The sequence below is a fragment of the Pseudomonas sp. C9-3 genome, assembly GCF_032392015.1.
GTDB classification, from domain to species: Bacteria; Pseudomonadota; Gammaproteobacteria; order Pseudomonadales; family Pseudomonadaceae; genus Pseudomonas; species Pseudomonas nitroreducens.
Genome location: NZ_CP135919.1, coordinates 4,894,050 through 4,916,604, shown reverse-complemented (window position 1 = coordinate 4,916,604; position 22,555 = coordinate 4,894,050). Strand labels below are relative to the sequence as shown.

At 62.5% G+C, this 22,555-nt stretch carries 23 protein-coding genes; 20 read left to right on the top strand and 3 right to left on the bottom strand.

Going from position 1 to position 22,555, the window contains the following annotated elements; translation table 11 throughout:
• Nucleotides 1-19: 19 nt before the first annotated feature.
• The gene (gene mscL, locus RS899_RS22585; protein WP_024764778.1) at nt 20-436 is read right to left on the bottom strand and encodes a large-conductance mechanosensitive channel protein MscL; all 417 of its coding nucleotides are present in this window, start codon (nt 434-436) and stop codon (nt 20-22) included.
• A 182-nt stretch (nt 437-618) separates the two neighbouring features.
• On the opposite strand from mscL, the gene RS899_RS22580 reads away from it, so the two are divergent.
• From RS899_RS22580 to radA, 3 genes are all read left to right on the top strand, one after another.
• Complete coding sequence (locus tag RS899_RS22580) at nt 619-861, top strand: YdcH family protein (protein WP_054906513.1); 243 nt, start codon at nt 619-621, stop codon at nt 859-861.
• A 76-nt stretch (nt 862-937) separates the two neighbouring features.
• Entirely contained in the window at nt 938-1,180 is a 243-nt protein-coding gene (locus tag RS899_RS22575) for a hypothetical protein (RefSeq protein ID WP_054906514.1), read from the top strand.
• A 54-nt stretch (nt 1,181-1,234) separates the two neighbouring features.
• Nucleotides 1,235-2,614, top strand: a complete 1,380-nt coding sequence (radA, locus tag RS899_RS22570; RefSeq protein ID WP_024764781.1) for a DNA repair protein RadA — start codon at nt 1,235-1,237, stop codon at nt 2,612-2,614.
• A 93-nt stretch (nt 2,615-2,707) separates the two neighbouring features.
• Here the strand turns inward: radA and RS899_RS22565 are convergent, their stop codons facing one another.
• Nucleotides 2,708-3,076, bottom strand: a complete 369-nt coding sequence (locus RS899_RS22565; protein ID WP_054906515.1) for a PilZ domain-containing protein — start codon at nt 3,074-3,076, stop codon at nt 2,708-2,710.
• 182 nt (nt 3,077-3,258) lie between these two features.
• Here RS899_RS22565 and RS899_RS22560 point away from each other — a divergent pair, with 182 nt between their 5' ends.
• The 4 genes from RS899_RS22560 to yjiA all read left to right on the top strand — a co-directional run bounded on the left by RS899_RS22560 (nt 3,259) and on the right by yjiA (nt 7,434).
• Entirely contained in the window at nt 3,259-3,771 is a 513-nt protein-coding gene (locus RS899_RS22560; RefSeq protein WP_233297242.1) for a DUF3015 domain-containing protein, read from the top strand.
• Between the two features lie 189 nt (nt 3,772-3,960).
• The gene (locus tag RS899_RS22555) at nt 3,961-6,027 is read left to right on the top strand and encodes a carbon starvation CstA family protein (protein WP_315808114.1); all 2,067 of its coding nucleotides are present in this window, start codon (nt 3,961-3,963) and stop codon (nt 6,025-6,027) included.
• A 12-nt stretch (nt 6,028-6,039) separates the two neighbouring features.
• The gene (locus tag RS899_RS22550; RefSeq protein WP_015478970.1) at nt 6,040-6,243 is read left to right on the top strand and encodes a YbdD/YjiX family protein; all 204 of its coding nucleotides are present in this window, start codon (nt 6,040-6,042) and stop codon (nt 6,241-6,243) included.
• A 192-nt stretch (nt 6,244-6,435) separates the two neighbouring features.
• Nucleotides 6,436-7,434 carry a GTPase gene (yjiA, locus tag RS899_RS22545; protein ID WP_315808113.1) on the top strand — a complete coding sequence of 333 codons (999 nt, stop codon included), beginning with the start codon at nt 6,436-6,438 and terminating at the stop codon, nt 7,432-7,434.
• A 222-nt stretch (nt 7,435-7,656) separates the two neighbouring features.
• On the opposite strand, the gene RS899_RS22540 is transcribed toward yjiA, so the two are convergent.
• On the bottom strand, nt 7,657-8,343 hold the full coding sequence (locus tag RS899_RS22540) for a GntR family transcriptional regulator (RefSeq protein WP_054906519.1): 687 nt from the start codon (nt 8,341-8,343) through the stop codon (nt 7,657-7,659).
• 140 nt (nt 8,344-8,483) lie between these two features.
• Between RS899_RS22540 and RS899_RS22535 the strand changes: the two genes are divergently transcribed.
• The 13 genes from RS899_RS22535 to RS899_RS22475 all read left to right on the top strand — a co-directional run bounded on the left by RS899_RS22535 (nt 8,484) and on the right by RS899_RS22475 (nt 22,516).
• Entirely contained in the window at nt 8,484-9,554 is a 1,071-nt protein-coding gene (locus tag RS899_RS22535) for an ABC transporter ATP-binding protein (protein ID WP_045216629.1), read from the top strand.
• A gap of 1 nt (nt 9,555) precedes the next feature.
• Nucleotides 9,556-10,464, top strand: a complete 909-nt coding sequence (locus tag RS899_RS22530) for an ABC transporter permease (protein ID WP_054906520.1) — start codon at nt 9,556-9,558, stop codon at nt 10,462-10,464.
• Nucleotides 10,461-11,252, top strand: a complete 792-nt coding sequence (locus RS899_RS22525) for an ABC transporter permease (protein ID WP_045216633.1) — start codon at nt 10,461-10,463, stop codon at nt 11,250-11,252. Before RS899_RS22530 ends, RS899_RS22525 begins: the two co-directional genes overlap by 4 nt.
• A 42-nt stretch (nt 11,253-11,294) precedes the next feature.
• Entirely contained in the window at nt 11,295-12,347 is a 1,053-nt protein-coding gene (locus RS899_RS22520; RefSeq protein ID WP_054906521.1) for an extracellular solute-binding protein, read from the top strand.
• 202 nt (nt 12,348-12,549) lie between these two features.
• A complete protein-coding gene (locus tag RS899_RS22515) occupies nt 12,550-13,749 on the top strand; it encodes an amidohydrolase family protein (RefSeq protein ID WP_315808112.1) in 1,200 nt (399 codons plus the stop codon).
• 2 nt (nt 13,750-13,751) lie between these two features.
• The gene (locus tag RS899_RS22510) at nt 13,752-15,245 is read left to right on the top strand and encodes an amidohydrolase family protein (protein WP_315810469.1); all 1,494 of its coding nucleotides are present in this window, start codon (nt 13,752-13,754) and stop codon (nt 15,243-15,245) included.
• Nucleotides 15,246-15,256: 11 nt separating this feature from the next.
• Nucleotides 15,257-15,910, top strand: coding sequence for a flavin reductase family protein (locus RS899_RS22505; protein WP_313462062.1), 654 nt, complete (start codon nt 15,257-15,259; stop codon nt 15,908-15,910).
• A 741-nt stretch (nt 15,911-16,651) separates the two neighbouring features.
• Nucleotides 16,652-17,650, top strand: coding sequence for a glycosyltransferase family 2 protein (locus RS899_RS22500; protein WP_313462059.1), 999 nt, complete (start codon nt 16,652-16,654; stop codon nt 17,648-17,650).
• A gap of 4 nt (nt 17,651-17,654) precedes the next feature.
• Nucleotides 17,655-18,725, top strand: coding sequence for a dTDP-glucose 4,6-dehydratase (gene rfbB, locus RS899_RS22495; RefSeq protein WP_233297236.1), 1,071 nt, complete (start codon nt 17,655-17,657; stop codon nt 18,723-18,725).
• Entirely contained in the window at nt 18,722-19,624 is a 903-nt protein-coding gene (gene rfbD / locus RS899_RS22490) for a dTDP-4-dehydrorhamnose reductase (protein WP_233297235.1), read from the top strand. The genes rfbB and rfbD overlap by 4 nt, the downstream gene beginning before the upstream one ends.
• Entirely contained in the window at nt 19,621-20,508 is an 888-nt protein-coding gene (gene rfbA / locus RS899_RS22485; protein ID WP_233297234.1) for a glucose-1-phosphate thymidylyltransferase RfbA, read from the top strand. Before rfbD ends, rfbA begins: the two co-directional genes overlap by 4 nt.
• Nucleotides 20,505-21,050, top strand: a complete 546-nt coding sequence (gene rfbC / locus RS899_RS22480) for a dTDP-4-dehydrorhamnose 3,5-epimerase (protein WP_315808111.1) — start codon at nt 20,505-20,507, stop codon at nt 21,048-21,050. The genes rfbA and rfbC overlap by 4 nt, the downstream gene beginning before the upstream one ends.
• A complete protein-coding gene (locus tag RS899_RS22475) occupies nt 21,047-22,516 on the top strand; it encodes an ABC transporter permease (RefSeq protein ID WP_315808110.1) in 1,470 nt (489 codons plus the stop codon). The genes rfbC and RS899_RS22475 overlap by 4 nt, the downstream gene beginning before the upstream one ends.
• The last annotated feature ends 39 nt before the right edge of the window (nt 22,517-22,555 follow it).

Here is a 22,555-nt window from a genome sequence, read left to right as displayed (position 1 = left end):
CCGATGATCAGCGATCTGCTCAGGGAGCGCGGTTGTTCTGCTGCTTGAGCAGGTCGCGGATCTCGGTCAGCAGGGTTTCCTCGGGGGTCGGCACCGGCGGAACGCTGGGCTCCACGGCCTCTTCGCGCTTGAGGCGGTTGATCGCCTTCACGCCCATGAAGATGGCGAAGGCGACGATGATGAAGTCCAGGCAGGTCTGAATGAACTTGCCGTAGGCCAGGACCACCGCGGGCACGTCGCCTTCGGCGGCCTTGAGCGTGATCGCCAGGTCGGAGAAGTCCACGCCACCGATCAGCAGGCCAATGGGCGGCATGATCACGTCACCGACGAAGGACGAGACGATCTTGCCGAAGGCGGCGCCGATGATGATACCCACGGCCATGTCGACCACGTTGCCCTTGACGGCGAAGGCCTTGAATTCGCTAAGCAGACTCATGCACAGACTCCTTGTTACGCAATAGATGGGGACAGGCGCAGTTTAGCGGCCCGTCGTCGTCTGAACACCCCGGCAGCGTCCAATTCACACCGTATGACCGGCGGTGCTGGGCGGGTTCACAACCTGGTCTAGGATTACCGGGCAACCCATCACGCCCACGCATCCACAGAAGGAGGCCCGCCATGCCGCTCGAGCATCATCCGCTGTCCCGCGAATTTCCCGAGCAGAAGGCCCTGATGACCCGATTGCACGGGAAAGACGCCAATTTCACCCGCATGGCCGCCAGCTACGAGGAGCTGGACAAGAAGATCTACGACATCGAGGACGGCCGCGAAGCGATGGACGACCTCGCTCTCAACTCCCTCAAGCTGCAACGCGTGACACTGAAGGACGAGATTGCCGACCTGCTCAAGCGATCCGGTTGAGCTTGACCAGAGTCAAGGGTGTTGGGCGGAGCGAGGCGTAGGCTCCTGTCATCCTTTTCCAACTGGTGCCACCGCCATGCGTAAAGCCATTTCGTCCTCTGGCAAGTCCGTCACCAAGCCCTCCAAGCGTAACGTCGAAGCCCTGCGAGCCCAGGAGCGCCTGGTGCGCATGAAGTTGCAGTACGAATTGCTGGACCAGCGTATCGGGCGTGTGGAGGAGGGCATCGAGCGCCCTGATTGCACCCTCGCTTCGCTGCTGATGCGCCGCGAGAGCCTCAAGCACGACATGGAGAGCCAGTACCGCCGCCTGGCGGGCTGAAGCGCCTGGCCCGATTGGCTATGATGCGGGCTTTGTCTTTGACGGAGTCCGCCCATGGCCAAGGCCAAGCGCATGTACGGCTGCACCGAGTGCGGCGCCACCTATCCCAAATGGGCTGGGCAATGCCCTGACTGCGGCGCCTGGAACACCCTGGTCGAGGCCGTCATAGACACCACGCCCACCGGTGGCTCCGGCAGCAGCAGCTCCGGCCGCGGCGGTTGGGCCGGTCAGCAGGCCAACATCAAGACCCTCGCCGAAGTCAGCGTCGAGGAGATGCCGCGCTTCTCCACCGCCTCGGCGGAACTGGACCGTGCCCTGGGCGGCGGCCTGGTCGACGGCTCGGTGGTGCTGATTGGCGGCGACCCCGGTATCGGCAAGTCCACCATCCTTCTGCAAACCCTCTGCAACATCGCCACGCGCCTGCCGGCGCTCTATGTCACCGGCGAGGAATCCCAGCAGCAGGTCGCCATGCGTGCCCGCCGCCTGGGCCTGCCCGAAGACAAGCTCAAGGTCATGACCGAGACCTGCATCGAGACCATCATCGCCACGGCGCGCCAGGAGCAGCCCAAGGTGATGGTGATCGACTCGATCCAGACCATCTTCACCGAGCAGTTGCAATCCGCGCCCGGCGGCGTCGCCCAGGTGCGCGAGAGTGCGGCGCTGCTGGTGCGCTTCGCCAAGCAGAGCGGCACGGCAATCTTCCTGGTTGGTCACGTGACCAAGGAAGGTTCGCTGGCGGGCCCGCGCGTGCTGGAACACATGGTAGACACCGTGCTGTATTTCGAGGGCGAATCCGATGGCCGCCTGCGCCTGCTGCGAGCGGTGAAGAACCGCTTTGGCGCGGTGAACGAGTTGGGTGTTTTCGCCATGACCGACCGCGGGCTGAAGGAAGTATCCAACCCGTCGGCAATCTTCCTCACCCGTGCTCAGGAATCGGTGCCGGGCAGCGTGGTCATGGCTACCTGGGAAGGTTCGCGGCCGATGCTGGTGGAAGTACAGGCGCTGGTCGACACCAGTCACCTGGCCAATCCGCGCCGGGTGACCCTGGGCCTGGACCAGAACCGCCTGGCCATGCTGCTGGCGGTTCTGCACCGCCACGGCGGTATCCCGACCTACGACCAGGACGTATTCCTCAACGTGGTCGGTGGGGTGAAGGTGCTGGAAACCGCATCGGACCTGGCGCTGATGGCGGCGGTGATGTCCAGCCTGCGCAACCGTCCGCTGGATCACCAGTTGCTGGTGTTTGGCGAGGTCGGCCTGTCCGGTGAGGTGCGCCCGGTGCCCAGTGGTCAGGAGCGTCTGAAGGAGGCCGCCAAGCACGGTTTCAAGCGCGCCATCGTGCCCAAGGGCAACGCGCCGAAGGAGTCACCGCCCGGCCTGCAGGTCATCGCCGTTACGCGCCTGGAGCAGGCGCTGGATGCGTTGTTCGAATAGAGGCTCTTTGTAGGAGCGAGCTTGCGCGCGAACTCTCACCGGCGGCTCCGGAGTCAGGCTGTTCGCGAGCAAGCTCGCTCCTACAGGATCGGCTCAATGCTCGCTGAGCAACGTCAGCTCACGCTCCAGCAGCGATTCGTCCCCCAGGTTCAGCTCCACCAGGCGGCGCAGATGGCTGATGGAGTCCAGGTCAATGTGCCGGCAGTTGAACCCCAGCAGGCCTTCACGCTCCCAGGCGAGGTCGGCCTCCATATAGACGTTGACGTCGAAGCCCAGGTAGATGCGCACCTGCACCGGTTCCTGCGCGACTATGTTCCAGTGCTCCGGACGTTGCACCAGCAAGCCTTGCAGGGACAGATCGAGCAGCGTCACCTTCCAGCGCAGGTCGCCCTGGCTGATCTCCGTGCCGGCGTCGAAGGCGATGCGCTGGAAGCGCCGGCGCTCGTCGTGATCGTCAGTCATGTCGTGGCTCTCCGGCCGTTTCTGCTTCGCCTCACTATAGACAGAAGCCACGGGTAATGCGTCGAGCAGCCCTGCCGCCGATGTTTCGTCTGTCAGACACATCCTGCGTCGGTTTGACAGGGTGCCAGGCCTCGCCAAAGCTGCATGAGCGTTAATCCAATACCAACTGCGGAGTGCAGACGATGAATAAGAAGCTCGTGAGCAAGGGTCTGATCATTGGGGTGCTGAGCGCCGCCAGTCTGTTGGCGCAAGCCGATGAGGCGGGGCAGAGCGGCAAGGGATGCGGTTGGGGCAACATGGTCTTCGACGGTCAGCGCGGTCTGTTCCCGCACCTGCTCGCCACCACCACCAACGGCACCTCGGGTAATGCCACCTTCGGCCTGACCTCCGGTACCAACGGTTGCGATGCCAGCCAGCGCATCACTTACGGCGGCCGCTCGATCTTCGCCATGAACGGCATGCTCGACAACATCGCCGAGAACATGGCGCAGGGGCATGGCGAGGCGCTGGATGCCTACGCTGTCCTGCTGGGCATTCCGGCACAGGATCGCGCGCACTTCGCTCAAGTCACCCAGCAGCATTTCGGGGAGATCTTCGCTTCCAAGGACGCCACCGGCGAGCAGGTGCTGAACAACACCCTGGCGGTGATGAGCCGCGATCAGGTGCTGGCGCAGTACGCCAAGCAACCTGCCTGATTCATCGCCACACCACGAAGGGCCCGCCAATTGGCGGGCTTTTTCGTTTCCTGACTGTGCGGTCGGAATTCGATTGACCTCCGGCAATAAGCGCGTAATCGCCCTAGACTAAGGTCGTATGAATGGGTCGCGGGAAAGGACTAGAATTTTTCTGCGAATTCTCGCCTTCAATCTGTCGGAAGCCTCGCTATGACTAATAACAACAACCTGCTACGTCACCTCGCCTGGCTGGCGGTGGCGATAGTTGGTGCATTTGCCTTGGGAGTCGTGGCGCTACGCCGCGGCGAAGCCATCAACGCACTGTGGATCGTCGTCGCGGCCGTCGCCATCTATCTGGTCGCCTACCGCTACTACAGCCTGTTCATCGCCACCAAGGTGATGCAACTGGACCCCAATCGAGCGACCCCAGCGGTGCTCAACAACGACGGCCTGGACTACGTCCCGACCAACAAGCACATCCTCTTCGGTCACCATTTCGCCGCCATCGCCGGCGCCGGCCCGCTGGTCGGCCCCGTACTGGCCGCGCAGATGGGCTACCTGCCCGGCACGCTCTGGCTGATCGCCGGCGTGGTCCTGGCCGGCGCCGTGCAGGATTTCATGGTGCTGTTCATCTCCAGCCGCCGCAATGGGCGCTCGCTGGGTGAGCTGGTACGCGAGGAAATGGGGAAGGTGGCGGGGACCGTCGCCCTGTTCGGCGCGTTCCTGATCATGATCATTATCCTCGCAGTGCTCGCGCTGATCGTGGTGAAGGCCCTGGCCGAAAGCCCGTGGGGCATGTTCACCGTGATGGCGACCATCCCGATCGCGATCCTCATGGGCGTGTACATGCGCTACGTCCGCCCGGGCCGCATTGGCGAGATTTCCGTGGTGGGCATCGTGCTGCTGCTGGGTTCCATCTGGCTCGGTGGCCAGATTGCCGCCAGCCCCGAATGGGCCCCGGTGTTCACCTTCCATGGCGTGCAGATCGTCTGGATGCTGATCGCCTACGGTGCCATCGCCTCGGTGCTGCCGGTCTGGCTGCTGCTGGCGCCGCGTGACTACCTGTCGACCTTCCTCAAGATCGGCACCATCATCGCGCTGGCCATCGGCATCCTGATCGTCATGCCGGAACTGAAGATGCCGGCCCTGACCCAGTTCACCGATGGCACCGGCCCGGTGTGGAAAGGCGGCCTGTTCCCGTTCCTGTTCATCACCATTGCCTGTGGCGCCGTCTCCGGCTTCCACGCGCTGATCTCCTCGGGCACCACGCCCAAGCTGCTCAACCGCGAGCCCGACGCCCGCTACATCGGCTACGGCGGCATGCTGATGGAGTCCTTCGTGGCGATCATGGCGATGGTTGCCGCCTCGGTCATCGAGCCGGGCATCTACTTCGCCATGAACAGCCCGCCGGCCGTGGTCGGCACTGACGTTACCGCGGTGGCCGCGACCGTCAGCAGCTGGGGCTTCACCATCACCCCGGAAGTGCTGGCCCAGACCGCCAAGGACATCGGCGAGACCACCATCCTGGCCCGTGCCGGTGGTGCGCCGACCCTCGCCGTGGGCATCGCGCACATCCTTCACCAGGTGCTGCCGGGTGAGAACACCATGGCCTTCTGGTATCACTTCGCGATTCTCTTTGAGGCGCTGTTCATCCTCACCGCGGTGGACGCCGGTACCCGTGCCGGGCGCTTCATGCTGCAGGACCTGCTGGGCAACTTCGTCCCGGCGCTGAAGAAAACCGACTCCTGGACCGCCAACATCGTCGGCACCGGCGGCTGCGTCGCGCTGTGGGGCTGGCTGTTGTACCAGGGTGTGGTCGATCCGCTGGGTGGCATCAACACCCTGTGGCCGCTGTTTGGCATCTCCAACCAGATGCTCGCCGGCATTGCGCTGATGCTCGCCACCGTCGTGCTGATCAAGATGAAGCGCCAGCAGTACGTCTGGGTGACCGCGCTGCCGGCCGCCTGGCTGCTGATCTGCACCACCACCGCCGGCCTGATCAAGCTGTTCGACAGCAACCCGGCCGTGGGCTTCATCGCCTTGGGCAAGAAGTACTCGGCCGGCCTGGACGCCGGGCAGATCATCGCCCCGGCCAAGGACATTACGCAGATGCAACACGTGATGATGAACGCCTACATCAACGCCGGCCTCACCGTGCTGTTCCTGCTGGTGGTGCTCTGTGTGCTGGTGTATGCCATCAAGGTTGGCGCGGCTGCCTGGACCAAGAAGGAGCGCACCGACAACGAGTCGCCGTTCCAGCCGATCCCGGACGCCTGACGGAGGTTCATCATGTTCAACGACCTCAGCCGCATGGGTAAGTATCTCGGGCAGGCCGCGCGCATGTTGGTCGGCATGCCCGATTACGACACCTACGTTCAGCACATGCAGAACAAGCACCCGGACAAGACTCCGATGACCTACGAGGAGTTCTTCCGCGAGCGCCAGGAAGCGCGCTACGGCGGCGGCAAGGGGAGGCCGATCCGCTGCTGCTGATACGATGAAACTGGCTACGTGGCCGATGCTGCGTTGCCAGCGGCCGGAAAAATGCTCATCTAATGAAGTAGACACCGCTTTTTCCTGCCACTGGCGCCTTGCGTCGCCTGCCTCGTCGACGTTTCATAAAATAGAAATGCGGGCCGCGAGCGATCGCGGCCCGTTTTCTTTTCCGATTGCCTGGATGTTCCCATGACCGATTCCGCAAGCGTGCCGCAGATTCCGGTGACTGTTCTCACCGGCTTCCTCGGGGCCGGCAAGACCACCCTGCTCAAGTACATCCTCAAGGCCGAGCACGGCCTGAAGATCGCCGTGATCGAGAACGAATTCAGCGAGACGCCCATCGATGCCCAATTGCTCGGCGACGATGCGGTGCAGGTGACGACGCTGTCCAACGGCTGCGTCTGCTGCACCATCAATAACGACCTCGAGCGTGCGCTCTACGTCCTGCTGGAGCGCCGCGACAACGGCGAGCTGGATTTCGACCGCCTGGTGATTGAGTGCACCGGCCTGGCCGACCCGGCCCCGGTGGCGCAGACCTTCTTCGTCGACGAGACCCTGCGCGAGCGCTATCTGCTCGACGGCATCATCACCCTGGTGGACGCCGCCAATGCCGACCGCCACCTGCAGGAGGCCATTGCCCAGGCCCAGGTGGGCTTCGGCGACCGCATCCTGGTGAGCAAGCGCGACCTGGTGTCGCCGGAACAATACGACGCGCTGGTCGAGCGCCTGCAGCGCATCAATCGGCGCGCCGAAATCCACGCGGTGGAGCACGGCGCCATCGAACTGGAACGCCTGCTCGACGTGCGCGGTTTCAACCTCAATGCCGACGTTGGCCTGCGCCCGCTGCTGCGCCCGGTGCGCCCGGCGGCAGATACCACCGACCGCATCACCACCCTGGTGCTGCGCAGTGACAATCCGCTGGATATCGAGCGCCTCAGCGAGTTCATGGACGACCTGCTGCAATGGCACGGCAACTCGCTGCTGCGCTACAAGGGCGTGCTGAACATCGCCGGTGAGGAGCGCCGCCTGGTATTTCAGGGCGTGCTGCGGCTCTATGGATTCGACTGGGACACCGAGTGGAAGGGCGACAAACAGCGCGAGAGCGTGATCGTCTTCATCGGCGACAACCTGCCCGAAGAGGAAATCCGCCGGGGCTTCGATCGCATCACCGGCGGCCCGACCGCCTGAATGAAAACGCCCGGCCAATGCCGGGCGTTTTGCTCTCTGTAGGAGCGAGCTTGCTCGCGAATCTAACTCCAGCTTTCAACACTCGCGCCGCACAGCCCCCTATCCCCAGCTCTCTCCCTGAAGGGAGAGGGGGCCGCCCAGTGCGGTGGCGGGCTTCGGCGTAAGCTGGGAGCTGCGGTTCGCGAGCAAGCTCGCTCCTACACAAAAGCGGCGTGGCGTTACTCAGCCGCCAATCAGATGCTTGAGCGGGTGATAGTCCGCCTTCAGGTTCCCCGCCGCCTTGATGATCGCCTGTTCGATGGCGTTCAGGTGCATGCAGGTCAGCTCGATGGCCGCCGCCTGGTTGCCCGCTTCGATGTAGTCGATCAACTTCTGGTGCTCGTTGCCGCGGCAGGTCTCGTGCTGGTCGTCGTCCAGCGTGGTGGCGTAGAGCGAGGCGCGCTCGATCAGCTTGCGGAAGAAATCCAGCAGCACCGGATTGTTCAGCGCTGCCGCGAGCTTGAGATGGAACTCGCCGAGCAGGTGGACGAATCGTGCATGGTCGTGGTCATGGGTTGCCTCTTCCAGCGCCACGTGGTCACGCAGGTCCTGGATGATCGCGCTGTCTGCGCGGCGGCAGAGTTCGCTGACGATGCCGATCTCGATCAGCCGCCGCGTTTCGAACAGCGAGCGGATCTCCTCGTCGCTGGGTAATGACACCCATGCACCCTTGTTGAGCGCGCTGGACACCAGCCCATCCGCTTCCAGATGTTTCAGCGCCGCGCGCACCGAAGTGCGGCTGACCTTGAACAAATCCGCCAATGCCGCCTCGCCGAGCTTCATGCCCGGGCGCAGGCTGCGCTTGCTGATCGCCTCGTAAACCCCTTGGTAGACGCGTTCCACCGTGGATTCGGGGTGCTTCTCCGTCATGAGCGACTCCGCCTCTTGCTTGACCCTTCAAAGGATGCCGCAAAACCGTCCGTGCAAAACCAGTTGCAGAAGAAAAATACATCAGCTATTTCTAGATTGCATTCAAATATTGCATACAAAAACAAGAGGAATGCACCAAAATGAATCACTCGTCGTCAGTCGAGGTGCGTCGGGTCAGCAAGCGCTACACCGATGATCCCAACGTCGCTCCCGCCCTCAACGAAGTGTCGGTCGACATCGCCCACAACGAATTCTTCACCCTGCTGGGGCCGTCCGGCTGCGGCAAGACCACGCTTCTGCGCAGCATCGCCGGCTTCGAGAACGTCACCTCCGGCGACATCCTCGTCGGCGGCGAGCGGGTCAACGACCTGCCGCCCTACCGCCGCCGCATCAACACCGTGTTCCAGAGTTACGCCCTGTTCCCGCACATGTCGGTGAGCGAGAACATCGCCTTCGGCCTGGAGATGCAGGGCCTGCAGCGCTCGGAGATTCCGAAGCGGGTGAAGGAGATGCTCGCGCTGGTGCAGATGGAACACCTGGCGCGACGCAAGCCGGCCGAGCTCTCCGGCGGCCAGCAACAACGTGTGGCCCTGGCCCGTGCGCTGGCGCCCAAGCCTTCGGTCCTGCTGCTCGACGAGCCGCTGTCCGCGCTGGACCTGAAGCTGCGCAAGGAAATGCAGGTCGAGCTCAAGCGTGTTCAGGAAGAGGCGGGCATCACCTTCATTTTCGTCACCCACGACCAGGAAGAAGCGCTGACCCTGTCCGACCGCATTGCCGTGATGTCCCACGGCAACATCATGCAGATCGGCACGCCCAACGAAATCTACGAACGCCCGACGCATCGCTTCGTCGCGCAGTTCATCGGCGACATCAACTTCCTCCCCGGCCAGATGCGCCAGGGCGGCTTCCACCCCAACGCCATGGCCGCGGAAATCCCCTGCGAGCTGCCAGCCGGCCTCAGCAGCGCCAGCGTGCAGCTGGCCTTCCGCCCGGAGCGCTCCAAGCTGGTCGACCCCTCGCAGCCGCACCATCTGCGCGCGGTGATCGAGACGGTGATGTACGTCGGCACCGCCACGCTGTATCGCTGCCGCCTGCCCGATGCCTCGCAGATTACCCTGCGCGAGAGCAACGAGGGCGGCCGCGCCCGTGACGTCGGCGAGGCCGTGGCGGTGCATCTGCCGCCCCAGGCCTGCCTGCTGATGGAGGCTTGAGATGAAGGAGTCGCCCACCACCCGCCGCCTGTTGCTGCTCAGCCCGGTGGCGCTGACGCTGCTCGGGTTGATTGCCATCCCGCTGGCAATAATGGGCTACATCAGCCTGCTGCCGCGCAACCTCTACGGCGGCGTCGACTGGCACGCCGACTGGCAGATCCAGAGCTACGTGCAGCTGTTCTTCCAGGAGGATTTCGACGGCAACCTGGAGCTCAACTGGGTCTATGCCCAGGCGCTGCTGCGCTCGCTGTTCCAGGCCGGCGGCACCACGCTGCTGTGCTTCCTCTTCGGCTTCCCGGTGGCGCTGTGGATGACCAGCCTGAGCGAGCGCTCGCGCAACCTCATGGTGTTGCTGATCACCATCCCGTTCTGGACTAACCTGCTGATCCGCAACTACGCCTGGCTGATCATCCTGCGCGAGCACGGCTGGATCGCCCAGACGGTCAACGCGCTGTTCCCCCAGGCCGGCGGCATCACCCTGCTGTACAACGACTTCGCGGTCTGCGTCGGCCTGGTCTACAGCTTCCTGCCGTTCATGATCCTGCCGATCTACTCGACCCTGGAGAAGCTCGACTGGCGCCTCGTCGAAGCCGCCTACGACCTCGGTGCCAACCGCTGGAAGGCACTGCGTCGGGTGATCCTGCCGCTGTCCATGCCGGGCGTGATCGCCGGCTCCCTGCTGGTGTTCGTGCCGAGCCTGGGCGCCTTCATCACCCCGGCCATCCTCGGCGGCGGCAAGACGCTGATGATCGGCAACCTGATCCAGCAGCAGTTCGGCACCGCGCGCAACTGGCCCCTGGGCGGTTCGCTGTCGTTCCTGCTGCTGGCGATCATGCTGCTCGCGCTGATCGCGTTCGCCCTCTATAGCCGCCGCGCCGCCAAGGCCGTCCACCTGGGAGCTTCCGCATGATCGCCCAGCACCTGAAGAAACTCCCCGGCACCCGCGAGACCAGCCTGTTGGTGCTGGCCTACCTGTACCTGCCGATCTTCGTATTGATCGCCTACAGCTTCAACGCCAACCGTTCGGCCACGGTGTGGACCGAATTCTCCTTCGCCTGGTACGGCAAGATCGTCGCCAACCCGTCGATCCAGGCGGCGGCGTTCAACTCGCTGGTGGTTGCCGGCTTCGCCACCGTGCTGTCCACGGCGATCGCCCTGGCGGCGGCGCTGGCGACCTCGCGGCCGTTCTACGGGCGACGGATGGTCGAGGGCGGGATCAACCTGCCGCTGATCCTGCCGGAGATCGTCATCGCCGTGGCCACGCTGCTGCTGTTCATGTCGCTGGGCATCAAGCTCGGCCTGATGACGGTGATCGTTGCCCATGTCGGCTTCTGCATTCCCTTTGCCTACCTGCCGATCCGCGCGCGCCTGAACGATCTGGACAAGAGCCTGCTGGAAGCCGCCGGTGACCTCTACGCCAGCCCGTACCAGGTGTTCCGCCGGGTGACGCTGCCGCTGTTGTGGCCGGCGGTGCTGTCCGGCGCTGTACTGGCGTTCGTGGTCAGCCTCGACGACTTCATCATGACCTTCTTCGTCGCCGGCCCCGGTTCGACGACGCTGCCGGTCTACATCTTCTCGGCCATCAAGGCCGGGGTAACGCCCGAGATCAACGCCATCTCGACCCTCATGCTGGTGATTTCCATCGTCCTCGTGGTGCTGTCGTACTGGCTCGGCCAGCGCGGCAAACCGGACGCTTGATAACGACTGCCGACCCTGACCTTTAGCTTTTCGGAGAGCCCTATGAAGTTGAATGCCCTGCGTCACGGCCTTGCCGGTTTGTCTCTCGCCCTGCTGGCCGCCGGCGTCGCCCAGGCCGAGGAACCCAAGCAGCTGTTCTTCTACAACTGGACCGACTACTACCCCGTGGAACTGCTGGCCAAGTTCGAGAAGGAGACCGGCATCAAGGTCACCATGGACGGCTACGACAGCAATGAAACCCTGCTGGCGAAACTGCAGGCCGGCGGTGCGGCATACGACGTGATCGTGCCGTCGCACTCGATCATGCAGACGCTGATCAATCAGAACCTGCTGCTGGAAATCGACACGCCGACGCTGGCCAACTTCCAGTTCGTCAAACCGGCCTTCCGCGATCCGGGCTTCGATCCCGGCCGCAAATACTCGGCGCCCTACCTGTGGGGCACCACCGGTTTCTCCTACGACAGCGCGCGGGTGCCGGGCGGCAAGCTGGATGACTCGTGGAAGGAGTTCTTCGAGCCGCGTCCGGAGCTGCAGGGGCAGGTCGCCGCGCTCGACACGCCGAGTAGCCTGATCAACGCCGCCGCACATTACCTCAACGTCGACGAGTGCACCGAGAACCCGCAGGACGCGAAGAAGATTCTCGAACTGCTGCAGAAGCAGAAGCCCTTCCTGAAGATGTACAGCTCGGACAACACCGTGGACCGCATGGCCTCCGGCGAAGTGGTGCTGATGCAGAACTGGAACGGCTCCACCGCGCGCGCCACGTTGCAGAAGAGCACCATCAAGTACGTCTACCCACGCGAGGGCGTGGCCTCCTTCCAGGACAACTTCGCCGTGCCGAAAAGCGCGCCGCACCCGGAGAACGCCAAGGTCTTCATCAACTGGATGATGAAGCCGGAGAACGCCGCCGCGGTGACCAACGCCATCGCCTATTCCAACGGCATCCAGACCGACCAGTTGCTCGACGCCAAGTGGAAGGTGATGGACGCCATCAACATGCCGGAGGAATACGCACAGCGCCTGCGCCTGGAAAAGGAATGCAGCAACAAGTCCCGCGAGCTGCAGGACCGCATCTGGTCCAAGCTCAAGGGCTGACGCACCGCTTTCGCTTTTCGTAGGAGCGAGGGGGACGGCTAGTCCTTGCTCGCGAACCGCTTGATGCCGGCGTCAGGGCGGAATCCGTTCGCGAGCAAGCTCGCTCCTACAGGTTTGAACCCGGAGCACGCGTCGACGAGCTCATCGGCGGATAACCGCAAGCGCTTATCCGCCCTATGTTTTCAACAAGATCGAGGTCCCCATGACCGACAGCTACTGGCTGCGCAACATCCGTCCGCTGGGCAACGCCGCGGAAGACTTCCTCATTCGTGATGGCCGCATCGCCGAGCGCCGCCCCGCAAGCGGTGCCGACATCCAACCGGGTGACATCGACGGCGCCGGCCAGTTGCTCGTGCCGCCACTGGTAGAGAGCCACTGCCATCTGGACAAGACCCTCTGGGGCCAACCCTGGCGCCCCAATAGCGCCGGCTCCACGCTCAAGGACTACATCGCCAACGAGCGCCGCGTACTGCGCGAGATCGAAGCACCGATCTCCGAGCGTGCCGGCGCGCTCCTGGAGCAATGCATCGCCCGCGGCTCGCTGACCTTCCGCTGCCACGTCGACATCGATCCCGAGCTGGGCCTGCGCCACGTCGTCGCCATGCAGGCGCTGCGCGAACGTTACGCCGACCTGATCGACATGGAATTCGTGGTCTTTCCGCAGACTGGCCTGGTCAGCCGCCCCGGCACCGCCGAACTGATGCGCGAGGCCATGCAGCTGGGGGTGGAAAATGTCGGCGGCCTGGATCCCTGCGGCATTGATGACGACCCCATCGCCCAACTGGATATCGTCTTCGGCCTCGCTGTGGAGTTTGGCCGGGGCGTGGACATCCACCTGCACGACAAGGGCGAGCTCGGTCTCTGGCAGATCGCCCGCATCGCCGATTACACCGAGCGCCACGGTCTGCAAGGCAAGGTCATGATCAGCCACGCCTACTGTCTGGGCATGGCGCCCTGGGAGCAGGTCGAGCCGCTCGCCGAGCGACTCTCCGAGCTGGGCATTTCCCTGATGAGCTCCGCCCCGGCCGATACGCCGGTGCCGCCGTTCCTTGCGCTGCGCGACGCCGGTGTGAACCTGTGCCTGGGCAGCGACGGTATCCGCGATGCCTGGTCGCCCATGGGCAATGGTGACATGCTCGAACGCGCCATGCTGCTGGCCTTCCGCTTCGACCTGTGCAAGGACGAAGACCTTGCCGCCGCGTTTGCCGCCGCCACCGCCAACGGTGCGCGAGCGCTGGGCCGTGAGCCTGCACGCATCGAAGTCGGCGCAACAGCAGACTTCCTCCTGCTGCCGGTCCAGACCCTCGGCGAAGCCGTGGTTGCACGCCCTGCGCAGCGCCAGGTATTCAAATCCGGCAGGCTGATCGCCGAGCAGGGTCGCCTGTTGGAGTCGCGTCTGTGAACATCCCTCGTATCGGCCTGAAAGCCAGCTTCGTGGTCGGCTTCGACGGTCGCCGACACGTGCTCTGGCGCCACGGCGAAGTCGTGTTCGAAGGTGGGAAGATTGTCTTCGTCGGCCGCGGTTTTCCCGGCGAAGTCAGCCAGTGGATCGACTACGGCCAGGCGCTGATCGGCCCCGGCTTCATCGATCTCGATGCGCTTGGCGACCTCGACTCCACCGTGCTCACCTTGGACAACGGCGCCGAGTGGAACATGGGTCGCGTCTGGTCCGAGGACTATCTGCGCGCTGGCCCGAGCGAGTGCTACAGCCCGGACGAAGAGCTGTTCAAATACCGCTACGCCTTCACCCAACTGATCCGCAACGGCATCACCACCGCCATGCCGATCACCTCGATGTACTACCGGCGCTGGGCCGAGCATTACGACGAATTCGCCGGGGTTGCTGCGCTGTCGGGCGAACTTGGCCTACGCACCTATCTCGGCCCCTGCTACATGAGCGGCATGACCTACGCCCGCGCCGACGGCAGCGCCGCGCAGCATTGGAACGAAGCTGCCGGCCTCGCCGGATTGAAGGAAGCCGAACGTTTCTTCCGCGACTTCGATGGTGCGCACAACGGTCTGGTGCGCGGTGCACTGCTACCTGACCGCATTGAAACCTGCACACCCGCATTGCTGGAGCGCACCGCCGCCGTGCAGCGCGAACTGGATGCGCCGCTGCGCCTGCATTGCTGCCAGTCGCGCTACGAAGTCGAACTGGTACGCCGGCTGCGCGATACCTCGTCGCTACAGTGGCTCGATAACTACGGCCTGCTCAACCCACGCAGCGTGCTGCCGCACGGCATCCTGCACAGTGGCGAACACGAACTGCAGCGCCTCGCCGATACCGGCGCGAGCCTCGTACATTGCCCCGTCGTGTTCGCTCGCGAAGGCGATGCGCTGGACTCCTTCGGCGCTTACCGCGCACGCGGTATCAACCTCGCCATGGGTACCGACACCTTCCCGGCGGACATGCTCGACAACCTGCGCCAGGGCCTGAACATCGCGCGGGTGAAGGAGGGTGATGCCGAGCACACGCGCATGCTCGACCTCTACAACGCCGCGACACTCGGCGGTGCCCAGGCGCTGGGCCGCGATGACCTCGGCCGCCTCGCTCCAGGCGCCCGCGCAGACATCACGGTGTTCCGCCTCGGTACGTTCCACCAGGGGCCATTCTTCGATCCGCTGAAGAATCTGTTCACCGCGGGGCGGGGCGACGACTGCATTGCCAGCTTCATCGACGGCCGCAGCGTCATGCAGGACGGACTGGTGATCGGCGCCGACTACGCCGACCTGCAACGCCGCGCTGATGCGCTGTTCCAGAAGCAGATGCAGCACCACGCCGAGCGTGCCTTCGGCAACCCGCCGTGGCGCACGCTGTTCCATTCCGCGATTCCCTTTGCCGACTCGTACAGTGCCGATGCACCGCTGCTCGATGCGCGCGCACTGTCTGCCCATTGAAGGACCACCCCATGCTCAGCTTCGACTTCCAGCAGCTGTCCGCCCGCGAGAAATACAAGATCCTCATCGGCAGCGTGGTGCCGCGTCCCATCGCACTGGTCACCACCATCGACGCCGAAGGCCGCCCCAACGCCGCGCCCTTCAGCTTCTTCAATGCGTTGTCGGCCGATCCGCCGATCCTAGCCCTGGGCGTGGAGAACTACAGCGACCTGAGCCCTAAGGACACCACGCTGAACATCCGGCAGAACCAGGAATTCACCGTGAACATCGTTTCCGACGCGTTGGTGGAAGCCATGAACGTCTGCGCCGTGCCCTTCGAGCCGGGCTTCGACGAACTGGTCGCCGCCGGCCTCACCGCCATCCCTGGCACCCGCGTCGGCTGCCCGCGCATCGGCGAGGCGCCGGTGGCGCTGGAGTGCCGGCGGATGATGGCGCTGTCCATCGGCCAGTCGCGGGAAATCATCCTCGGCGAGGTGCTGATGGCCCACGTGCGCGACGACCTGATCGACCCCGCCACGCTCTACATCGACCAACTCGGCCTCGACGCCATCGGCCGCATGGGCGGGCACGGCTATGCGCGCACACGGGAGTATTTCGACCTGCCGACGCGTTCGCTCAAGCAGTGGATGGAATCGCCGGAGGCAGGAGAGCGCCTTTGGGCTTAGTCCAAAGAGTTTGTCTTGCCCTGGCGAGGGTGGGCTATGTCCCAATAGTGGGGAGGTGAGGGGCAGCAGAGACTCAGGGCTATCGTTGAGTGGCCTGCCCCTGCAGCGCTTCGTGCCAAACCTCGCGTCTTCATCGTCTCGGAGATGCTATTGGCTGCCGATCCTTCGTGCAGGCCAGGCTGTCCTGACTCGGCGGTTTTTCTCGTTCAGGTGCGGGAAATGACACGTCGAGGTCGTTCTGCATCGAACTGCACACGCACGGCATTGATACTTGCTATGGGCACCTGCGGGCGCAGTGCCAGTATCAGATTCTTCTGTTAGTCCCACTTCAAAAAGTCAACGCGTGCTGATGTGCCTGCCTATGGCCAGCAAACCAAATAAAAAACCGTTCCGCAGGCTCTGTATCGGGCTTCTAGCGGCTTTTGGATGTTACAAAATATGACTGTTTGATGATGTTTTCCGACAATCAGACGAACGGCTATTGATGTTTTTGTGTTTTTATAAAAATCAATATTGTGTGGTTTTTCCTGATATTCGCGAGCTTTTTGAAGATTTTCAGCTCATTTCTGCTGGTCGCACCCTGCTCGAAATAAAGGCAATTCGACATGCGTTCATTAATGGATCCTTAAGAAATCTATGGGTTCGTGCTAGGCTTCCCGCGTTTTTGTAATGGCCTTTTAGTGGCATTTTCAATTTGCAGGACGCCTCGCCTCGGCGAGTGTCATTCAGGGACGAAGATCAGTGACGGTGCTTTTTCAGCCTCCTGGCGCCGACATCGCGAGCAACCAGGCCTTTTCCCGAGAACTCAGTCTTCCGGGAACCCCCGTTGTCGCCATCCTCATGTGTACCTACAACGGAGCACAGTTCCTCGCCGAGCAACTCGACTCCTTCGAGCAGCAGGCTTATCGCAACTGGGTGCTCCATGTGTCGGACGATGGTTCGAAAGATGGCACGCAGGCGGTGTTGCAGGCTTATGCCGAGATGTGGGGCAGTCGCAGACTGAAGGTGGTACGCGGGCCGCGCGCGGGCTTCGCACGTAATTTCCTGTCTTTGACGTGCCGTGCGGACATCGAGGCCGACTATTTCGCCTGGTCAGATCAGGACGATATCTGGAGCGCCGACAAGCTGCAGGTTGCGCTTGACTGGCTGCGCGGAGTTCCCCCCGATGTGCCGGCGGTCTATTGCGGGCGTACCCAGATCATCTGTGAAGAGGGGGGGCGCCTCGGACTGTCACCGCACTTTTCGTTGGCGCCACATTTCAAGAATGCCCTGGTGCAGAGCATTGGGGGGGGCAACACGATGGTGTTCAACCAGGCTGCACGGGCGCTGATCGTTGAGGCGGGCGCCGAACTGAAGGTGCCTGCCCACGATTGGTGGTGCTACCAGCTGATTACCGGCGCGGGGGGAGTCGTTTATTACGACCCTGAACCTCGCGTGTTTTACCGGCAACATGGCGGAAACGTGATCGGCAGCAACTCTGATTGGTGCGCTCGCTTGCGTCGGTTGGGCATGGTCCTGCAGGGACGCTTCTATGAGTGGAGCGCGCAAAATATTCGTGCCCTCGAGTCGATGAGTCATCGCTTGAGCAAGGACCACCGTACGACTCTCAAGCTGTTCAAGGCAGCGCGCAAACGAAGACTCCCTGGCCGACTTGCCTGCATTCTCAAGGCAGGGCTGCACCGGCAGACACTCCTCGGCAACCTTGGACTGATACTCGCGATACTGCTGAATAAGATCTGATCACATGACAATTCTGGTAACTGGTGGTGCCGGTTTCATCGGCGCCAATTTCGTGCTCGATTGGGTCGCCCAGTCGGGCGAAGCCGTCGTAAACCTGGACAAGCTGACCTACGCTGGCAACCTGGAAAACCTGGCTAGCCTGGAGGGCAACGCCCAGCACATTTTCGTGCGCGGTGACATTGCTGACAGCGAACTGCTGCAGACGCTGCTGGTCAGGCATCGCCCGCGGGCTGTGGTCAATTTCGCGGCTGAATCCCATGTCGATCGTTCCATCCATGGTCCGGAAGATTTCATCCAGACCAACATTGTCGGGACATTCCGCCTGCTCGAGGCGGTGCGTGCCTACTGGAACGGGTTGGAAGGCGATGAAAACGAAAAGTTCCGCTTTCTGCATGTTTCGACCGACGAAGTGTACGGATCGCTGGCCAGCGACGCCCCGGCATTCACCGAGCAGCATCAGTACGAACCCAACAGCCCGTATTCGGCGAGCAAGGCCGCTAGCGACCATCTGGTCCGTGCGTACCACCACACCTACGGCTTGCCTGTACTCACCACCAACTGCTCGAACAACTACGGCCCCTACCACTTCCCGGAGAAGCTCATTCCTCTGACGATCGTCAATGCCCTGGCAGGCAAGGCGCTGCCGGTCTACGGCGATGGCCAGCAGATTCGAGACTGGCTGTACGTAAAGGATCATTGCAGCGCGATCCGCCGGGTGCTTGAGGCTGGCGTCGTAGGCGAGGTCTACAACGTTGGTGGCTGGAACGAAAAGCCCAACCTTGAAATCGTCAGACGTGTCTGTGCGCTGCTGGACGAGCTGCGTCCGCGCGCCGATGGCAAGGACTACTGCGAGCAGATCGCCTATGTCACCGATCGTCCCGGCCACGATCGCCGTTATGCGATTGACGCCCGCAAGCTCGAGCGCGAGCTCGGTTGGGTGCCGGCCGAAACGTTCGAGACCGGTATCCGCAAGACCGTCGAGTGGTACCTGGCTAACCAGGGCTGGGTGGAAAGTGTGCAGTCGGGCAGCTATCGCGAATGGGTAGAGACGAACTACGCCGGACGCAGCGCATGAAGATTCTCCTGCTGGGCAAGAATGGCCAGGTAGGCTGGGAGCTGCAGCGCAGCCTCGCCCCGCTGGGAGAGTTGCTGGCGCTGGACGCCCGCAGTGCGGACTACTGCGGTGACCTGGGGGACCTTGACGGCCTGGCAGAAACTCTGGCGAGCCATGCTCCGGACGTGATCGTCAATGCCGCGGCCTATACCGCGGTGGACAAGGCTGAGGCAGAGCCCCAGCAGGCCCGGCTGGTCAATGCCGAGGCGCTGCGTGTGATGGCTGAGGCCGCCGCACGCAGTGGCGCGCTGTTAGTGCACTACTCGACCGATTATGTGTTCCCTGGCCATGGCCGGACAGCCTGGCGCGAAGTCGATGCCGTAGGGCCGCTCAATGTCTACGGTCAGACCAAGCTGGCAGGCGAGCAGGCCATCCAGGCCAGTGGCTGCCGGCATCTGATCTTCCGGACCAGTTGGGTCTATGCCGCGCGTGGCAACAACTTCGCCAAGACCATGCTGCGGTTGGCGCGGGAACGCGAAACCCTGGGCGTGATCGACGACCAGTTCGGTGCGCCAACCGGTGCTGAGCTGATCGCTGATATTACGGCGCATGCCATTGTCGCAACGCTGCGCGCGCCCACGCTGTGCGGGCTGTATCACTTGGCCGCGGCTGGCGAAACCAGTTGGTATGGCTATGCCCGCTTCGTCCTTGAGTGGGCCGCCGCCGCGGGTGTCGAGCTGAACGTGACGGCCCAGGCAATCGATGCACTGACCACGGATGCCTTCCCGCTTCCGGCCAGGCGCCCGGCCAATTCTCGCCTGAACACCGAAAAACTGCAGAAAGCCTTCTTGCTGAGTCTTCCCGATTGGCAACGCGGGGTAGCACGGATGCTGACAGAAATTATCGAGAAGCAATCATGAGCAAACGTAAGGGAATTATCCTGGCCGGCGGGTCGGGCACTCGGCTGCATCCGGCGACACTGTCGATTTCCAAGCAGCTGCTGCCGGTGTACGACAAGCCGATGATCTACTATCCGCTGACCACGCTCATGCTGGCCGGAATCCGCGACATCCTGATCATCTCCACGCCCCAGGACACGCCGCGCTTCGAACAACTTCTGGGTGATGGCCATCGCTGGGGAGTGAACATCTCCTACGCGGTTCAGGCGTCGCCGGACGGCCTGGCCCAAGCATTCCTGATCGGCGAACAGTTCATCGGTAACGACCTGTCGGCGTTAGTGCTGGGCGACAACATCTTTTACGGCCACCAGTTCAGCGAGTTGCTCGACAGCGCCTCCGCGCGGGAGCAGGGCGCCTCGGTGTTCGCCTATCACGTGAATGATCCCGAGCGCTACGGCGTGGTCGAGTTCGATGGCCATGGCAAGGCTGTGAGCCTGGAAGAAAAACCTTCGCAGCCCAAGTCCAGCTACGCCGTCACTGGCTTGTATTTCTATGACCAGCAGGTCGTGGACATCGCCAAGAGTATCAAGCCATCCGCGCGTGGTGAGCTTGAGATCACCGATGTCAACCGGATCTACCTGGAGCAGGACAGCCTTTCGGTGGAAATCATGGGGCGCGGCTACGCCTGGCTCGACACCGGTACTCATGACTCGCTGTTGGAGGCCAGCCATTACATCGCGACCATCGAACACCGTCAGGGCCTGAAGGTCGCCTGCCCTGAGGAAGTGGCATTCCGTCAGCGATGGATCACGGCCGAGCAACTGGAAGAGCTCGCTGCGCCCATGCTGAAGAACGGTTACGGCCAGTACCTCAAGCGCCTGCTCCAGGAGACTATCTACGGATGAAAGCGACCCCGATGGCCATCCCTGACGTGGTGCTGTTCGAGCCCCGCGTTTTTGGCGACGAGCGCGGTTTTTTCTTTGAGAGCTTCAACCAGAAGGTCTTCGATGAGGTAGTTGGGCGTCCCGTGACCTTCGTCCAGGACAATCACTCGCGCTCGATCAAGGGTGTGCTGCGTGGCCTGCATTATCAGGTGCAGCAACCCCAGGGAAAGCTGGTGCGAGTGGTGCAGGGCGAGGTGTTCGATGTGGCGGTGGATATCCGCCGTGGCTCGCCCACCTTCGGCCAATGGGTCGGTGCTCACCTGTCTGCCGATAACAAACATCAGCTCTGGGTTCCGGAAGGCTTTGCCCATGGCTTCGTGGTGCTCTCAGATACCGCCGAGTTCCTCTACAAGACCACCGATTACTACGCCCCGGCGCATGAGCGCTGCATTGCCTGGAATGATCCGCAGATCGGTATCGAGTGGCCGATTGAGGGTGAGCCGCAGTTGTCGCCCAAGGATCGTGCCGGGTTTTCTCTGGCAGATGCCGAAGTTTTTAAATGACTGTCAGCGCCGTACCCGACACCAAGCCACTGGCCGCCGCCGATGCCTTTGAGCTCGCGCTCAAACCCATGCGAGAAAAACGCTGGGCCGATGCCTCGGCTCTCTGGAAAGTCTTTCGCGAGCAGTACCGGGGGCACCCAGCACCCTGGATACAAGGTGGCATCAGTCTGATGCGCCAAGGCGATATGATCGCAGCCGGAGAGTTGCTTGCCTTCGCGCGCGAGCATTTCGCCAAGCACTCCAGCGCTTGGCTGAGCAGTGCAGAGTGGGCGCGTCTGCAGAAGAACCCGGCTTTGGAGCGAGAGTTGCTGGCGCAGGGCTGCGGTCAATGCCCTGATCACTGGGAGTTGCTAGGCAAATCTGCTGATCTTGAACTGCGAACTGGCAATGTCCGTGAAGCCGAGAGCTTCAACAGTCGAGCCCGTGAGCACGCCCAGGGGCGTATCGAACCCTTGTTGCAGCATGCCGAGATTGCGGAACACTGTGAGGACTGGGAGCAGGCAGAGTCGCGTTGGCGTCGGGTTATAGAGACCAAGCCAGAGTACGCACGGGGTTATACGCAGCTTTCGAATGCCTGCAAGCAGCAGGGGAAGCTGGCGGAAGCGAAGAAGTTTCGCCTGGCCGCGCTGTACGGTGTCGATTGTGTGAGTGCCCCAGCGGCTGCACAGGCTGTGGAACGCAATAGTCAGGCATCTCAGGGGGGGAGGCACTTCATTCAGCTTGTCTTGATTAAGGCGCTGCTCAACCTTAAGTCCGAGTCGTCACGAAACCACCTGAACTATGCATGGGTGGTCATCGAGCCACTGTTGCATCTGGTTATCTACTACTTGCTGTTCTCCCAAGTACTCAATAGCGGCGGTGAGAACTACGGGTTGTTCCTGTTGTGTGGCCTGGTGCCATGGATGTGGTTCTCCAAGGCTATTTCCATGAGCGCGAACAGCATTATTGCCGGCCAGGGCCTGATGCTGAATACCGGCATCCTGCCGTCGTTCTTCCCGCTGGTCGCAATAGTGCAAGCGACAATGAAACAACTGCCGGCGTTGCTTTTCCTGCTGGCGCTAGGGCTTGCAGTTGATGAGAAGAGCTTGAGCCTGAATATTCTGTGGCTACCCGGAGTATTGCTCATCCAGTTTCTTTTGACGCTAGCCTTGGGGTTGTTGCTGGCGGCAGTTATCCCATTTCTCCGGGATCTTGCCAATTTAGTCGCGACTGGCTTGACGTTGCTGATGTTCTTGTCCGGGGTTATTTACGATTATCGCCATATACCTGGCGGCGTCGCCCAGATACTGGAGTACAACCCCATGGCCGTGCTGATCGCCTGTTATCGCGCAGTAGTGCTGGACGGTCGGCCGCCGGAGTGGACGGAATTGATATATGTAGGGTTTGTCGCGTTGGTTGTGATGGCTTTTGATTATGTGTTGTATCGCCATCATCGGCGGACGTTCGTGCGTCGGTGTATGCGTTGATGGCTAACAGGTTTCTATCGCTACGGAATGTAGGTGTAC